This window comes from Spirosoma arboris, from assembly GCF_009754945.1.
Taxonomy (GTDB): domain Bacteria; phylum Bacteroidota; class Bacteroidia; order Cytophagales; family Spirosomataceae; genus Spirosoma; species Spirosoma arboris.
The window spans coordinates 265034-281102 of the sequence record NZ_WPIN01000005.1; the positions used below are offsets into that span (position 1 = coordinate 265034).

13 protein-coding genes are annotated in these 16069 nt (G+C 49.3%); 6 read left to right on the plus strand and 7 right to left on the minus strand.

Annotated elements, in window-relative coordinates:
- Positions 1-291: 291 nt before the first annotated feature.
- From GO755_RS15210 to GO755_RS15235, 6 genes are all read right to left on the minus strand, one after another.
- Positions 292-1293, minus strand: a complete 1002-nt coding sequence (locus GO755_RS15210; RefSeq protein WP_157586034.1) for an SMP-30/gluconolactonase/LRE family protein — start codon at positions 1291-1293, stop codon at positions 292-294.
- A gap of 101 nt (positions 1294-1394) precedes the next feature.
- Complete coding sequence (locus GO755_RS15215) at positions 1395-2186, minus strand: alpha/beta hydrolase (RefSeq protein WP_157586035.1); 792 nt, start codon at positions 2184-2186, stop codon at positions 1395-1397.
- Between the two features lie 119 nt (positions 2187-2305).
- Entirely contained in the window at positions 2306-2893 is a 588-nt protein-coding gene (locus tag GO755_RS15220; RefSeq protein ID WP_157586036.1) for a Crp/Fnr family transcriptional regulator, read from the minus strand.
- A 72-nt stretch (positions 2894-2965) separates the two neighbouring features.
- Positions 2966-3871, minus strand: coding sequence for an alpha/beta hydrolase (locus GO755_RS15225; protein ID WP_227686963.1), 906 nt, complete (start codon positions 3869-3871; stop codon positions 2966-2968).
- 213 nt (positions 3872-4084) lie between these two features.
- A complete protein-coding gene (locus GO755_RS15230) occupies positions 4085-4738 on the minus strand; it encodes a hypothetical protein (RefSeq protein WP_157586037.1) in 654 nt (217 codons plus the stop codon).
- A gap of 31 nt (positions 4739-4769) precedes the next feature.
- Entirely contained in the window at positions 4770-4925 is a 156-nt protein-coding gene (locus GO755_RS15235; protein ID WP_157586038.1) for a hypothetical protein, read from the minus strand.
- 109 nt (positions 4926-5034) lie between these two features.
- Here GO755_RS15235 and GO755_RS15240 point away from each other — a divergent pair, with 109 nt between their 5' ends.
- Both GO755_RS15240 and GO755_RS15245 read left to right on the plus strand, forming a co-directional pair.
- Positions 5035-5586, plus strand: coding sequence for a DUF4468 domain-containing protein (locus GO755_RS15240; protein WP_157586039.1), 552 nt, complete (start codon positions 5035-5037; stop codon positions 5584-5586).
- 25 nt (positions 5587-5611) lie between these two features.
- On the plus strand, positions 5612-6094 hold the full coding sequence (locus GO755_RS15245) for a hypothetical protein (RefSeq protein ID WP_157586040.1): 483 nt from the start codon (positions 5612-5614) through the stop codon (positions 6092-6094).
- Positions 6095-6132: 38 nt separating this feature from the next.
- Here GO755_RS15245 and GO755_RS15250 read toward each other — a convergent pair whose 3' ends face one another.
- Complete coding sequence (locus GO755_RS15250; protein ID WP_157586041.1) at positions 6133-7971, minus strand: hypothetical protein; 1839 nt, start codon at positions 7969-7971, stop codon at positions 6133-6135.
- 401 nt (positions 7972-8372) lie between these two features.
- Here GO755_RS15250 and GO755_RS15255 point away from each other — a divergent pair, with 401 nt between their 5' ends.
- The 4 genes from GO755_RS15255 (at position 8373) to GO755_RS15270 (ending at position 16021) form a co-directional block, all read left to right on the plus strand.
- Positions 8373-11663, plus strand: a complete 3291-nt coding sequence (locus tag GO755_RS15255) for a SusC/RagA family TonB-linked outer membrane protein (RefSeq protein WP_157586042.1) — start codon at positions 8373-8375, stop codon at positions 11661-11663.
- Between the two features lie 15 nt (positions 11664-11678).
- A complete protein-coding gene (locus tag GO755_RS15260; protein WP_157586043.1) occupies positions 11679-13415 on the plus strand; it encodes a RagB/SusD family nutrient uptake outer membrane protein in 1737 nt (578 codons plus the stop codon).
- 57 nt (positions 13416-13472) lie between these two features.
- Complete coding sequence (locus GO755_RS15265; RefSeq protein WP_157586044.1) at positions 13473-15146, plus strand: carboxylesterase/lipase family protein; 1674 nt, start codon at positions 13473-13475, stop codon at positions 15144-15146.
- A 104-nt stretch (positions 15147-15250) separates the two neighbouring features.
- Positions 15251-16021, plus strand: coding sequence for a ThuA domain-containing protein (locus tag GO755_RS15270; RefSeq protein WP_157586045.1), 771 nt, complete (start codon positions 15251-15253; stop codon positions 16019-16021).
- The last annotated feature ends 48 nt before the right edge of the window (positions 16022-16069 follow it).

The following is a 16069-nucleotide window of genomic DNA, read 5'->3' on the forward strand; positions in this document are numbered from 1 at the left end:
GAAAAAACGTACTGCATTTTTGAGCGATACGGATATCGCACTCAGTTTCGGAACCAGTTTGTTTTGGGAATTCACAAAGACGAGATGTTAATTTCATCCCGCAGAACAAAACTTCTTATTTCAATAATGCAAATAGACAGCGATATAGGTCAAGAAGCCACTAGTTTCGTATCAGAAGGCGATACGATTTTAACATGCCTTTAATTCGCATGTTGATAATTTTTATAGAGGGGATAAACCGGCAGATCTAGGCGCGTTTATCCTGACAAGTAAGAAGAATGTAACAGACTACTAATGCAATGGCACAACCAGAATAGTCGGTTTTTGGGCGGGGAAATTAGGAACGGGCTTTCCCGCATCGTCGAAGGCATCCCACTGACTATTGGCGATATAATAAAACTGCTTATCCACCACAACCCCAAGTGTAGGTTCGCTACTGAGCGGGTGATCTGTTTCCAGGATTTCAACCTTCGTAATTGCCGACGTAGTTTTAGCCAGCTGAATTCGGATGACGCGGTAGGGCTTCTTCCGATTCTGAATGGCAATCAGGCTATTTTGATCATAATATAAGCCATCGATCCCGCTTAAATCGGTCGTTTGAGCACATGAAAGGCAAGTTACTTGCTTCGTCGATAAAGTAACCGCCAGGAGCCCGCGCCGATAATCAGCTACGTACAGCGTTTTCTCATCGTCAGACAAGGCCAGCCCTTGCAGGGACCTAAATAAGCTGTCGGTAAGAAAAGGCGTTACGACTTTCGAACCGGCCTCAAGGCGATAAATCCAGGGAGACCGGCTATCGGTACTATATACCGTTCCGGTTTTCGATAGGGTCAAATCACCTAATAAGTGCGGTTTTCCATCAACGGGTACTGGATAGGTAGTTATCAGTCGCCTGGTTTTCAGATCATAGGCAGCAAGCGCAGTATGCCCGTCGCTGGCAGGGGTATTTCCTTTGGCTTGCGGCAGTGCCGAACTACATCCCCATAAAAGTCGCCGGGTGGGGTCCACCTTTAGCCCAAACATACCCCAAAGGCTATCGGCTGGCCGCGAGAAATCAGTCGTCCCGTTTTTGGCAGTATAGCTAATGATTTTGCGTTCATGAACGCTGCTAATGTAAAACGTCTGGGTTATTGGATCGTACCCAATTCCTTCGGTAATCAGGCCCGTTTCTGGTAGTTGAAAGGCAATTGTACTCGGATGCTTATTGGGATATGAAGTCGGATTCTGTGCGTGCAGCAACGCAGTGAAAGCAAGCTGAGCAATCAGACAAAAATGTATAAAATAGTAGCGCATCACGATAAGGAGTTGTCGTTAAATACGCCCATACAAATGCGTCATCCCGACAGTTAAGTAAAGATGACGCATTTTTCCGAAAAGTCTGACTATCAACCTATCTACGCATTTTTATCTAACCAGGCCAGAATATAATCGGCATCTTCTTTCCAGGTAGGCTGGCCTACAACAAAGTGGTTGCGCCCTTCAAATTCTTTGTAATTCAGTACAGAACCGTTGTCTTTTTTATAAGCCTCATAATTTCGATTATTGAGGTGGGCAGGAATAATGTTGTCGATGCTACCCGATGTGAGTAGTAACGGAGCGTGCGGTTTATCAAAATCTACATGAGCGGCACTGGTCAATCCACCTCGGGCCACCTTTTTCGATTCGGGAATCGTATTGGCCTCATAAGCCGCTTTTTGTTCGTCCAATGGCATGTCATTGACGAATGCATATTGCCAATCCTCGAACGACATCAGATAGGTTTCTTCAAGATCGGTGAATATGCCAAGCGCCTTCCAGCCTGCTTTCAGAAATGAGAACTCGTAGGGAAACACGCCTTGTGGTGGCACAGAGTGAATGGCAACGCCAGCTGCGGCTAAATCTCGATTCACAATAATTTGGGTAATAAGTCCGCCCAGCGAATGCCCGATCACGATTGGTTTTTCGGCGTAAGACGCCACAATGTTTGCGTAATGATCGACCAGTTCGGCTAATGATAAATTGGCTAGATCGGTATCGTTTGGCTGTCTTGCCCGTAGTTCAGCGGCAGTGCCATCTTTGAATGGCCACGCGGGTGCAATTGTATTATATCCTTTACTCTCAAAATAGGTTCTCCATTCATCCCATCCGCTATTACTGACAAAGGCTCCGGTAACAAACACAACGTCTTTCGTTTTACTGGCTTTCATGATTATGTAGTTTTAAGTGTATAAAAGGAAAAGCGTCTACAACCTGTTCATCTTGTGCGTTGAACAGGACAAAAGTCAGCAGGATATCAGCTATTAATTTTAACCCAGGTTAAAATCGGTTAACGGCTGGCCATTCTTTTTCGGATACGGCTCAACGAGGGTCCCTGAATACCGAGATAAGACGAGATATGATAGAGGGGAATCGTATTATAAATATCGGGATGCTCCTTCATCAACTCCAGATAACGCTGTTCGGGCGTTTGAATCAGAAAGCTTTCGGCGCGACTCATGGCAACTGTAAAGGCTCGCTCGGCCACCAACCGGCCAAAACGCTCCCATTGATGTGATTGCTGATAAAGCTGAGTCAGATGGTCATAATGAATGTACAAAATGGTTGAATCAACCATCGACTCGGTAAAATAATTACAGGGCGATTGCTCAATAAAGCTCTTATAGGAAACAACAACCTGATGTTTAGAGAAGAAAAACACATTCTTTTCTTCGCCCGTATCTTCTTTCACATGATACGCTCTGAAAACGCCATCCAGAATAAAGCCGAGGTGTCTGCAAACAGTTTTGTACTCGTTGTAGAGTTCACCTTTCTGGTAGTGCTTCTTTTGCCAATACGGTTTCGACAACGCAAACGCGACTTCATCGATTCCCGCAAAAGCATGTAATGCGTGCCCCAACAAGTCAATATCGGTCATGAGTCAGGAGGGTCTTTCGGTTGGCTCTGCCGTAAAGGTAAAAATCTGTGGCTGGAAATTTTGCCCATTTACTCAAGACTTGGCTCCAACAAATTTCAATAAGTCGCGGTAGATGATATTGTTTTTCCAGAATAACTGCGTCACCATCGGGATATGCTCTTTGCCTGATAATACTGTAAATTCATGCTTGATGCCCAGCGCCTGAAGCCGTTCATTGAACCGCCGGGTACTACTGGCAATACCGGGGTAGGTCTTTTCGCCAGCATACATAAGTACGGGCGGGCTATCTGTCCGGAGGTAATAGATTGGCGATACAGCGTGCCAGACATCAGGCTTCTTTCCAAAAGGTACCAGGTACGAATCATCGCCGGGGTATTGCATTTTGGAAAGATAATCGAACATATCCAACCCGCCTGGATCATCGAGAATGGCTCCTTTTATCGGATTTTTTGCCGAACCAAATTTTGCAAACAACTGATCATCGGTAGCGACCAGAGCGGCTAACCCACCACCTGCCGAGTGGCCCATTACGAAAATTCGGTTCGGATCGCCACCATATTCGGCAATGTGTTGTGAGGTCCATAGCACCGCACGGGCGCAATCGTCGGCCATGGCAGGTACCTCCACGGCGGGGGCAAGTCGGTAATTGATAACAACAGCAACGACACCCTGCTTGGCCAGCCGCCGACCAATAATAAAGTATATATTTTTGCTTCCGCTATTCCAGGCACCACCGTGAATGAATACCACTACAGGTCGGGCTGTCGCTGATTTTGAGCGTGGTGTGTAGATATCCAGCAAATGACGTTCTGCATTAAAATCGGGCGATGTGGCCGGCACATACGCCACATCTTTCGTACGGCGGCTGTTGAAGGAAATGGCATAGCCACTCATCGAAAACAGGATTATAACCAATATAATCAGGCCAATGGGCACCTGCCAGAGTAGTCGCAGAAGTAGCATTTTGGAGAACTTCATCGGGAGAAGTTAGCAACTGCGAACACGCGCAGAACGGTTTAAATATATACCACGAAAGTAACGTTCTGGATTGGCCCTTAAACAATAAATGCCTGAAGGCATGTCATACCTTCGGGCATTTTCGCTCGGAGCCGTGCCACGGTTCAATTGATCTACTTGGATAACCGTGGCACGGTTCCGAGCGAAAGTCCTATAGTAGAATTGTTGATTTAGTTACCGGGAACAAAGCTGATTGTAGGCCACAACCATTTCGCCGAATTGATTCCAGTTCCGGCGGCTGGCCGATGGATAATTACGGATGAACGCCGGGCAATCGCCAAATAGTCGTTCATGGACGGCTTCCATTTCACCCCGTTTGGCAACCTGCGCTTCCCGGCCATTTTTCAGGACAATATAACTAAGGTCCTGTCGGCTAGTTTCAATAGTAAAATTACCGAATGTGTACTCGGTCGTTTTCTTCCAGCCAGCCACATCGAAATAAAGCGCAACGCTACCACCGAAGGGAGTCAATCGCTCAAGCAACATAGGTTTTTCATTTCGGCGAGGATTGGGAACACGTTCAAAAATGACCATTTCCCGCTCTCTTGGGATACTCCCCGTCGAATAGGCAAAATCGGGTAATCGCTGAGCAATTAACTGTAAATCACCACCTTTTAACTTAACTTTATTTCCATCATCAGTACGAACAATAACGCTCACTGGCGAATCATTCAACAATGACCCAACGCGTACCTGCCCCTGAATGGTATCGTTCTGGAGGGTCACGACGTACCCTTCTGACCACATGGTTAGGGCACCCACCGGATAATATTGGGCCAGACAGGCCGTGCTGCTTAGCAGCGAAATAGCAATTAACAACGCTTTCATGAACAGAGATACCTGGTTACCAACCGCAAAACTAATCGGCATTACCAGGTGCTCGAATGGTATTCCGGATGAGTTGTAACATGAGCCACATGAACTGGAGAATATAGCGACTGAAACTCAAAAGCCGGATTTCCAGCATCACTGCCGTAACGACATATTCTGCTTTTCCCGCTACTTGTACGGCCAATTCCACCCGTTGCCAATTCTGGCTGGATACGCCCTGGTGTGTCTACCTACCTTTGAACAGGTTTACAAACAAGCCCTTTCTTTTAACGCCTTAGTCAGGTTAACAAACTATGAATCGTGTATTTCTTGCCGCCTTACTAGCCAATCTATTTATTATTGGCGCAGTGCGGGCCGATTGCCCCCCTACCCTTATGAATGGAAAACTCCACGGCATCCTGCCCGTTACAAATCAGATGGTAACCTATACTGACGTCGTCGATTGTGGTACCGTATCGCAGGCCGACTTGTTCCGCAGAACTCGGTTATGGTTAACCCAGTCGTTCCACTCGTCTAACGATACCTTCACGCTTAGTGATAAGGAAACCGGTGATTTGGTTGGGCGCTTCACGCAGGTGGTAACCCTACCCCGTTCGGAGAGTTCAGCGGGTGGCGTATACACGTTCCGCTACAGTATCTCGGTGGAGTGCAGCAATCGCAAATACCGCGCAACGATCACGCAAATCACCCTCGAAGAAACTGGCAGTACCCGGCCCAGTCCGATTGAAACCTACTGCCAGAAGAATGAAAAAGACCTTCAGGTGATCTATTCAGAACTCGATAAACAACTCAAAAATACGCTGGCGGCCCTTCAGGAAAACGTGAAGAACTACAAAGCATTTTGATCAGCCAATACCCGTATATTACCCCATGAATCGTACAACTGCCGCTTATTTGCTGGGTCCCGAAATCGCCTGGCTACTCATGCTCGCGATTGCTGGCCTTATCGTTATGTTCAACCAGCCTGTGGTGAGCGGAGGGCATTTCAAGCTTATCTGGATGAACTGGTATCTGCCTACCATCGGGGTTATCCTCGCTTTCATTCCATTGTTTTGGGCACCGGGCAACCAATGGTGGTGGCTAGTTAGAATTGTAATTTCTGGTCTGATTGGCGTCAGTTTACTAGTTGGCTTTTTGTCTAAATCAGCCAGTTACGATGATATCCGGGATGTGGGCGTTATTATGGGATTCGTCTTTTTTGTTGGCATAGGTTGGGCAATATTGCTGGGTGTGGGATCTGTAATGCTATTTTTCCTGATGGCACACTTGGCCTTTCTGCCCGTTTTGAAATGGATTTTGATTTTTCTTTCCCTCGTACTGATCACGCTTCGAGTTTCATGGGAGCTCATGTAACTGGTGAATTACCGATTAAGGTTGGTGTGTCGATTACCTTAACAATCAAGCACCCAGGTCCCAAAAGGCTCGATCCATACCTGCTGTGAATCAGGCAGTTTCAGCGATACTATTGACGAAGGCATGGGTGTAATCCGATACCCCGCCTGAATCGGTTCGGGCAGTTGAACAGCTAAAGGCTGATCGGTATGATTCGTCACCAGCCAACGCCTACGTTCATCCTTAACCAAAAGCAGCGTACTACAGTCCAGCGGTTTATCTGTATGCGTACGAATCACCTGCCCACCTTGAAACCCCAGCACCTGGGAAAACAGCACCGCAATCGGATAGCGTTGTGCATCATAAGACATAATGCCCTGATTGCCCACTGTCTGGTAATACGTTATTGATCGCGCACCGGCTTCGGCCAGTTGCTTAATACTTCCCAATGTCCAGCCAGCCGCCCATAGTGAAGGTTGACGCGGGTCTGCTTTTTGAGCATTACTTAGGTTACGGTTCGCCGGGTTGCGGGCATCGGGATTGACGCGATGACGAAGCGTAACGGGCGATAGCTGTACGGACGCCAGTCCACAAAACGTCAGCGCCGTTCGAACGGAATCGCCTTGCCCGGCAAGATTTTCCACCATCGATCGATTATCGAAAGCGTGTACCTGAGGGTGAGCAGTATAACTGATAAAGTCGAGTCCATGCGTCGAAAAACGGTTTCGGTTCAACTCGGTGAAATTATAGTTCGTCCCTGCTCCAATTCGCGTTTTTGGCAGTTGACTTCGAACGGTATCAATCGCAAGTTGCAGCACTTCTGCATTGGTCGTGGGGCCCTCTGTTGAGAAGAGTAAAAGCTCGGCTGGTATCACCTGATTTTGGTGCACCACATCCAGAAAGGTCCGTAGTTCAGCAGCGTGATTGTTCGATAGGTGAAGGGTTATCAGCAATGGCAAATCTATTAATCGAGCATTGGTAAGGTCCTGCAAAAAAACAGGTATCCAGTCTGATTTTCCGGGCGATACCTCAATCTGGTAATGATCGAATAGATAGGGCTGTAACGCCTGAACAAGCGGTTCTGTCAGTCCCCGGATTTCGGTTGAAGCCCCCAGACCAATTGCAGAAAAGGCCGTTCGCTGTTCCTCGTCGAACTGGATAAAAATGGTGTTCGGCCCACTCTCCGATAACGCAGGAAGGGATTGCTCAGGCCGAAAAAGAATTCGTTGATGAACAGTCTCACCTTCCCAAAGCGTCACCGGGAAAGGCCGATCCTGTGGTGTACAGAAGGTTTTGAACGACGCGTCGGTCCAGTTACGCTGGTCTTCCGTTTCAAAGACATCGCCCTCCATTTCCAATTTAAACCACTGGCCACCACCCTGTTGCCAGCGCATTCCGGCCACCTGCTTGAATGGATTCGCCGGGCTGATGGTCTCTGGGAATCGGGTTGTTTCCAGGTTTCCATCGGGGTGAATCAATTCGCAGGGCTGCCCGGCGGTACCCACAATAGGATGCAGAATGCAGAAACCAGCCCGATTTTTCAGGAATGTCTGGTGAGCGATTCCATCAATGCTTATTGAGAACTCACCAGTATGATTCCCTTCGGCCACGACCTTCCAGACAAAAGGCGTCTTGCCATTCTGCTCGTAATGACATGTATACGTTAGTCGAAACCCGTCTGGATTAATAGTCCACTGCTCATCTGAGATAATGGGCGACCACGTTCCCCAGTTCTCATCCCGAATCGCGAAATAAATCATCCGTAAAATCTCATGTCCACCCCATCGAAAATACCGAAAGAAGCCATTTTCATAACTGACCGTTAGCGGTCCCATCTGTAGTTCTGTGAGGGTAGGCAGTGGAGCATCGACGCGATATACTTGTTGATTCGTGGTCATAGTTAGTATCTTAAAATTGGAGAGGGGCTGAGGTTAATTCGACACGTTTGTAAGTAAATTCCAGACAGATTCTAATCAGCCAGCTTCCAAATTTGGAAGCCTTTGGAATCTAAACGAATTAGGCGAGTACCTGTTTACAGCCTATTTTCAATACACCTCATTGGGCGTTAAAACGTTGAATTTCGCCCGCACCCGTTCGCCATAAATAGTCCGATAGGTTTTCTCGAAGAAATTTTTTTTGAGCGTAAAAGGGATAATCCTTCTATTGCCCTGCACTAAGGGTATAGAACGGCAATAGTCAGCCTGACAGCCCACCAACAACCGGCTCTGTGATGGCGATTCAGTCTGGCTACCCGTTCGAATTAAGACTTATTCGGTAATCTCTAAACCACTTATTCTTCATGAAAGCAACGTTCTACAGACTTCTGCAGACCGCTTTTCTCAGTGCAGTCCTCTGGCTGTATGGGGTAACTGCTTTTGCTCAGGACCGTCGTTTGACGGGTAAAATTACGAGCGCCAGCGGGGCCGTGCCCGGTGCCAACATCGTCCTGAAAGGCACGCAGGTAGGTACTTCCTCAGATGCCAATGGCGATTTTACCCTGGCGATACGCGGTGCTGAGCCCACAATTGTTATTTCGTCGATTGGTTATAAAACGCAGGAAGTTGCCGTTGGCAATCGTTCGTCGTTGACCATTACCCTTGAGGATGAAGCCACTGCATTAAGCGAGGTCGTCGTGACCGGCTACTCGACCGAGAACCGGCGAGATGTAACCGGTGCCGTTTCGACCGTCAAACCTGCTCAACTTCAGATTGTCCCATCGGCGAACGTCGAGCAACAACTTCAGGGGCGCGTGGCTGGACTCACTGTTATTTCCAATGGACAACCCGGTACGTCCAGCCAGATTCGGATTCGGGGATTTGGGTCATTTGGCGGAAACCAGCCTCTGTATGTCGTGGATGGCGTGCCGACTCAGAGTATTCAATTCATTAATCCCAACGATATAGAGACCACAACCGTCCTTAAAGATGCGGCTTCGGCGTCAATTTATGGAGCACGGGCAGCAGCGGGGGTTATTGTTCTGACCACCAAGAAAGGGCAACGTAAGGCTCAAAAGCTGAGTATCAGCTACGATGGCTTGTACGGCGTGACTGATCCGGGCAAAGGTCCCGCTATTCTCAATCCACAAGAGCAGGCCGACTGGACTTGGCAGGCGCGCAAGAACGATCTTTTCCAGACAGGGAAAACGGTCGATGCATCTAGCTTTGCGGGTATCGCCAATGGCCAGTACGGCTCAGGCACAACACCGGTCTTACCCGATTATCTGTTGGTTGGCAGCAAAGCGGGCGTCTCCGCTTCTGCCGTTGATTTAACCGCCGAACAGCTCAAATACAACGTCAACCCAGCCAACGGGGCTATCTACAACGTTATTCAGGCCAACAAATCGGGCACCGACTGGTACAAGGCCATCACACGAACAGCGCCCCTGACGCGCCATACCTTAGGCTTTTCGGGTGGAACGGAAACGAGTCGCTACTACCTGAGTTTGGGGATGCAGCAACAGGCGGGCATTGTCCTCAACAACAACTTTTCCCGCTACACTTTCCGGGCAAATACCGAGTTTGACATCACGAAAAAACTGCGGTTTGGCGAGAATATTCAGCTTGCCTACGTATCAGCCACCGGTTTGCAGGGAAGTACGGGCAGTTCATTGGGCAACAGCACCAACAACAACTCAAGTGTAGCGTCGGATGAAAATGATATTTTGACCGCTTTTCGGATGGCGCCCATTATCCCGGTTTATAATTCATTTGGAGGGTATGCAGGCACAGCGGCACCGGGTTTCAATAATCCCCGAAATCCAGTAGCCAATCGGCAGGCGGCTGCGAATAATATTAACTACACGATCTTCGGATCGGGAAATGCCTATCTGGAATATGACGTTATTCCCGCTCTTACCCTACGCAGTAGCCTCGGCGGTACGTATTTCAATAACTACAATAACAGCTATTCGCGGTCTACCTACGAAAACTCCGAAAACATTGCCAACTACACCTACAGCGAAGGTTCGGGGTATGGTCTGGCCTGGACGTTTACGAACACGGCTCAATACAAACAAGCCTTTGGTAAACACGACATTAGTGCCTTGGTAGGCATCGAAGCCCTGAATACCGGCGTTGGTCGTAACATCAGCGGTTCGGGCCTGAATCCCTTTTCAACCGACCCTGACTACGTTACACTGAGTACGACTACAGCCGGTGCCACCCGGCAGGTAGGCAGTAATTATAATCGGGGAAACAGCTTCTACTCCTTGTTTGGACAAGCCCGCTACACTTACAACGACAAGTACATTGTAACGGCAGTGGTTCGTCGGGATGGCTCGTCGCAATTTGGCCTCAGCAATCGCTACGGAGTTTTCCCGGCTTTCTCAGCGGCCTGGCGATTATCGTCCGAAGAATTCATGAAGAATCTATCCTGGGTATCTGACCTGAAAATTCGCGGTGGGTATGGTCAGATGGGGAACTCCAATTACCTCAGCTCGACCAACCAGTACAACCTGTTCACCTCTAATGCGGCAAATGGCTATGATTTAGGAGCTAGTAACAATTCGATTGCGTCGGGTTTTTACACCAGCCAGATTGGTAACGCCGATGCCAAATGGGAAACCAGCATTACGTCCAATATTGGTCTTGACGGTTCTTTCTTCAATAACAAACTGGAGGTCGTCGTGGACTTCTGGCGCAAGGATACCAAAGACCTGCTTTACCAGTTAGCGCTACCCAGCGTAGTAGGTGTGCGGGCCAGTGCGCCTTTTGTCAACGTGGCAAGCATGCGCAATCAGGGAATCGATCTGTTACTGACCACCCGTGGTAAACTGACCGGCGATCTGAATTACGAGATTACGGGAATTGGTAGTTTTCTGGACAACAAAATTACGGCCATTGCGCCACTGGCTCCTTATTTCACCGGCGGTGGTACGCGTTTGGGAACGCCCGTTGTGCGTAACGAAGCGGGCCACGATCTCTCGTCGTTCTTTGGGTATAGAGTGGTTAGTCTGTTCAACAGCAAAGAAGAAGTAGCGGCTGCACCAACGCAAACAGGCGCAGCTCCGGGTCGTTTCCGCTTTGCCGACATCAATGGCGATGGCAAAATTGATGACAACGACCGCACGTATCTGGGCAGCCCAATTCCTAAATTCACAGGAAGTATTACGCTGACATTGAAGTACAAAGGTTTCGATCTGAATACGAATTTGTATGCTTCGCTGGGCAACAAAATCTTTAATAACCAGCGCTGGTTCACCGACTTCTATCCGTCTTTTACAGGAGCAGCGGTGAGTGCGCGGGTGAAAGATTCCTGGCTACCCACACACACGAATACGACCGTTCCTATTTTCGAAAGCACAGCGAATTTCAGTACCAATACGCAGGCAAATTCGTACTACGTTGAAAACGGTTCTTATGGGCGTATGCAGTACCTGAACCTGGGTTATACCTTTCCGGCGGTCATGCTCAAGCAGTTGAACTTAAGTCGGTTGCGCGTATCGCTGTCAGCCACAAACCTGTTTACGATCACGAAATACAGCGGGTTAGATCCAGCCGTTGGCGGTTCGGCCGATGCTACGTTTGGGATCGATGTGGGCAACTATCCCGTAACGCGGGGGTACAATGTTGGCTTAAGTTTTGGCTTCTAACCAGAAAGAAAAATAATGAGAACACATACAATTACATTGTTGGTAGCCACAATACTACTCTCGCTATCGACCTTTTCCTGCAAGGAGAAATTCCTCGAAATACCCGCTACCGGCCAGCTATCGGCGAATCAGTTAACCTCGAAAGCGGGTCTTGAAGGCCTGTTGGTAGCAGCCTACGCTGAGATGAATGGTCGGGGTTTCAGACGGGTAACCAGCTCCGACAACTGGATGCGGGGCAGCATATCCGGGGGGGATGCCAACAAAGGCTCCAACTCCGGCGATTATGGCGACCTTATTCCCTGGATGACCTATCAGCTTTACCCAAGCCTGTTCGATATCGGGCAAAAATGGAGCGCGATGTACGAAGGCATCAGCCGATCCAATGCTGTACTTCGTATGATTCCTGCCGCCACTGCCGACGTAACAACTGCCGATAAACAGCGCATTTCGGCCGAAGCTCGTTTTCTGCGTGGGCACTATTATTTCGAACTGAAGCGGCTTTTCAACATGGTACCCTTCGTCGATGAAACGCTAACCTATGGAACGGGCATTGAAAAAGTGCCAAACAACGTCGATATCTGGCCGAAGATCGAAGCCGATTTTAAGTACGCACAAGACAACTTGCCCGAGCTGCAAACGCTGGTGGGTCGCGCGAACAAATGGGCTGCGGCAGCTTATTTAGCCAAAACCTATCTGTATCAGAAGAAGTACACGGATGCAAAAACGCTCTTCGATCAGGTCATTGCCAATGGCAAAACGCCGGGTGGGATAAAATATGGCCTGGTTGCGAACTACGCCGATATTTTCAACGCGGCTAAAGAAACTAACTCGGAATCAATTTTTGCAATTCAGGCCGCAGCCAATACCGGCAGCACCGACAATGCCAACACCGATCTGGGTCTGAATTATCCGTATGGCTCAAGCGCACCGGGCGGCTGCTGTGGCTACTTACAACCCAGTTTCGAACTGGCCAACTCGTTCCGGGTTGATGCGAATGGTTTACCGCTCGTCGATGGTTCGTACAATTCGTCGGCCAATCAACTGAAAACGGATCAGGGGCTTTTTTCGGATCAGGCTTTCACACCCGATGCCAATCCGGTTGATCCCCGTCTGGACTGGTCGGTAGGGCGTCGGGGAATTCCTTATCTGGACTGGGGCCCACACCCAGGCTACTCCTGGATTCGCGATCAGAGTTTCGGTGGGCCGTATTCGCCCAAGAAATTCATTCACTATAAATCGCAGGCCAAAACCCTGTCGGATGCTACGGCCAGCACAGATACGTATTCGGCGATCAATTACAACATTATCCGGTTTGCTGATGTCCTGTTAATGGCGGCCGAGTGCGAAATTGAAGTCGGTAGTTTAGAAACGGCCCGTACTTATGTCAACATGGTTCGAACGCGGGCAGCCAACAAAGATGCCTGGGTAAAAACGACCGATGGCAAGAATGCCGCGAACTATGTGATCAATACGTATACCACAGCCTGGAGCGATAAAGTAGCGGCTCGCACGGCAGTTCAGTTTGAGCGCAAACTGGAGCTATCGGGCGAGGGTCATCGCTTTTTTGATCTGGTTCGTTGGGGCATAGCACCTGCTGCACTGAACGCATTTTTAGCGTACGAAACCACCAAATTACCCGTGGCCTACAGTGGTGGCAAGTTCACAGCCGGGCGGGATGAATACGTACCCATCCCGCAAACACAGATTGATTATCAAGGCAAAAGCGTTCTAACCCAGAATCCGGGCTATTGATTTTGACACGGTGGTGTCAGTTTTGAGAAACTGACACCACACCAAACGAATACGACAATGAGCAATAACCGTAGAGAGTTTCTTCAGAAACTGGGACTGGCTGCAACGGTTCTTGGCGTAGGGTCGCCTTCGCACGAAGCGATGGCCAAACCGACGGCTCCCGGCACTAAAAACAGCGTTACGGCTGCCGAGTCAAACGCGGTTGTCGATACATCGTCGGGCAAAGTGCGCGGATACACGCACAACGGCATTGTGAATTTCAAGGGCATCCCTTACGCAGCCACCACAGCCGGAGAAGCTCGATTTATGCCTCCGTCAAAACCCGCACCCTGGACGGGCGTTCGAAACTCGCTCGTGTATGGCCCGGTTTGTCCGCAGAAACCCAACAATGGCTGGAACGCCGAAGAATACGCGTTTCTCTACCAGTGGAATGATGGGTATCAGGGCGAAGACTGTCTGCGGTTGAATGTCTGGTCGCCGGGAGTGAACGACGGCAAAAAACGACCTGTTCTCTTCTGGATACACGGAGGTGCATTTTTCTCTGGTTCCAGTCAGGAGCACCCTTCCTACGACGGTGAAAACCTGAGTCGGCTGGGCGACGTAGTGGTCGTTTCGGTCAATCACCGCCTGAATGTGTACGGTTATCTGGACTTGTCGGATTATGGTAGTCAGTATGCACAATCGGGTAATGTGGGTATGCTGGATCTGGTTGCTTCGTTGGAATGGGTTCGCGATAACATCGCACAGTTTGGGGGCGATGCCGGAAATGTAACCATCTTCGGACAATCGGGTGGTGGCGCTAAAGTGACTACGCTCATGGCTATGCCTTCAGCCAAAGGCCTGTTTCACAAGGGCATTTCAGAAAGTAGCTCAACCATTCAGGTGGCTACACACGACTACGCAGCCAAACTTGCCGACCTCGTGGTTGCTGAGCTAGGCTTGACAAAGGCGACCATTGCCGATATTCACAAAGTGCCATTCGCCCGGTTAACCGAAGCGGGTGTAGCCGCCGAGAAGAAAATGGGAACCACTTTTCCGGCGAATGTGGGGCGGGCCGGTTGGCAACCAGTCGTAGATGGAAAAGTCATTCCAGCGCACCCCTTCGACCCGACCGTTCCGGCTTATTCGGCAAATATTCCCATGATTATTGGTACGAATCGGAACGAAGCTTCTGCCAGTATCAATAATGCACAGATGGAATCGCTCGATGAAGCCAGTTTGACGAAACGCCTTGTCGAACGATTTGGGGAGAAAGGCCGACAACTTCACGAGGTGTTACGAAAAGCCCATCCGAAGGCAAAATCCGTCGAACTCCTCTCCTACGTAGCCCCTTACAATCCGATGGCTTATCTGCAAGCCGAACGCAAAGCGGCTCAGCAGGCGGCACCAGTTTACCTGTATCTATTTGCCTGGCAAACACCCGTTCTGGATGGTCGGCCCCGGTCGTTCCATTGCAGTGAAATCCCTTTCGTCTTCGCCAACACCGACCGTTGCGAAACCATGACGGGCGGTGGCGAAGAAGCCCGCGTTCTGGCGTCGAAGATCAGTCAGGCATGGCTCAGTTTTGCGCGTACCGGCAATCCAAACCACAAAGGGCTACCCAACTGGCCCGCGTTCACACCCAGCAAAGGTGAGACGATGGTCTTCAATACAAACAGCGAAGTCCGCAATGACCCCGACGGCGAAGCCCGGCAATTGCTGGAACGTATTTTTTACAAACGCGATGTTTAATCTTTTCTGACAGGATTTACAGGATGAACAGGATTCTGGAACACTAACAATCCTGTTCATCCTGTAAATCCTGTCAGAAAACCATTTTTAAATCTGACTTGTGCATGAGAAAAGCAGTGGCAATTTTACTAGCCGTTTCGCTCTGGATACCAACAGTTTGCAGCGCGCAAACGAGCAAGCCCAGAGTACTCATTTTCAGCAAAACCCTTCGGTACTATCACGAATCGATTCCCAACGGTATCGCTACCATTATGAAGTTGGGGCAGGCCAATGGGTTTGATGTCGACACGACCAAAAACGCGGATTTCTTTACCGAGAATACCCTCAAAAAATACGCAGCCGTCATCTGGCTCAGTACTACAGGTGATGTACTGAACCCCACACAAGAAGCCGAATTTAAGCGGTACATCCAGGCCGGTGGTGGCTATGTGGGCATCCACTCGGCGTCGGCATCAGAAAAAGACTGGGATTGGTTTGGTCAGCTAACCGGAGCCGTTTTTGTCAATCACCCACCCGATCCTGTCGATGGTGTTGTGCAAGTGGTTGATAATAAAGACCCATCAACCAGACAATTGCCCAAGCGGTGGCCATGGAAAGATGAGTGGTACAATTTCAAAAAGCGCATGACCGATGTACATGTCCTGATGACCGCTGACGAAAGTACGTATCAGGGCGGCACAGAAGGCGCTTATCATCCGTTGGCCTGGAAGCACTCGTTCGATGGTGGGCGAGCGTTTTACACCGCCCTCGGGCATCTGGAATCTGCCTACAACAACCCGCTCTTCCAACAGCATATTCTGGGTGGTATTCAATACGCCATCGGCAAAAATGAGAAGCTGGATTATGCCAAAGCAAAGACCGCGAAAGTGCCATGAGCAGTTGCCTGATCTCACTAAACACCCTATTTCACAGCCTGAAGAATG

Coding starts and splice junctions, on each gene's coding strand:
- GO755_RS15210 (WP_157586034.1), bottom strand. CDS start 1,293: ATGCGCTACTATTTTATACATTTTTGTCTGATTGCTCAGCTTGCTTTC.
- GO755_RS15215 (WP_157586035.1), bottom strand. CDS start 2,186: ATGAAAGCCAGTAAAACGAAAGACGTTGTGTTTGTTACCGGAGCCTTT.
- GO755_RS15220 (WP_157586036.1), bottom strand. CDS start 2,893: ATGACCGATATTGACTTGTTGGGGCACGCATTACATGCTTTTGCGGGA.
- GO755_RS15225 (WP_227686963.1), bottom strand. CDS start 3,871: ATGAAGTTCTCCAAAATGCTACTTCTGCGACTACTCTGGCAGGTGCCC.
- GO755_RS15230 (WP_157586037.1), bottom strand. CDS start 4,738: ATGAAAGCGTTGTTAATTGCTATTTCGCTGCTAAGCAGCACGGCCTGT.
- GO755_RS15240 (WP_157586039.1), top strand. CDS start 5,035: ATGAATCGTGTATTTCTTGCCGCCTTACTAGCCAATCTATTTATTATT.
- GO755_RS15245 (WP_157586040.1), top strand. CDS start 5,612: ATGAATCGTACAACTGCCGCTTATTTGCTGGGTCCCGAAATCGCCTGG.
- GO755_RS15250 (WP_157586041.1), bottom strand. CDS start 7,971: ATGACCACGAATCAACAAGTATATCGCGTCGATGCTCCACTGCCTACC.
- GO755_RS15255 (WP_157586042.1), top strand. CDS start 8,373: ATGAAAGCAACGTTCTACAGACTTCTGCAGACCGCTTTTCTCAGTGCA.
- GO755_RS15260 (WP_157586043.1), top strand. CDS start 11,679: ATGAGAACACATACAATTACATTGTTGGTAGCCACAATACTACTCTCG.
- GO755_RS15265 (WP_157586044.1), top strand. CDS start 13,473: ATGAGCAATAACCGTAGAGAGTTTCTTCAGAAACTGGGACTGGCTGCA.
- GO755_RS15270 (WP_157586045.1), top strand. CDS start 15,251: ATGAGAAAAGCAGTGGCAATTTTACTAGCCGTTTCGCTCTGGATACCA.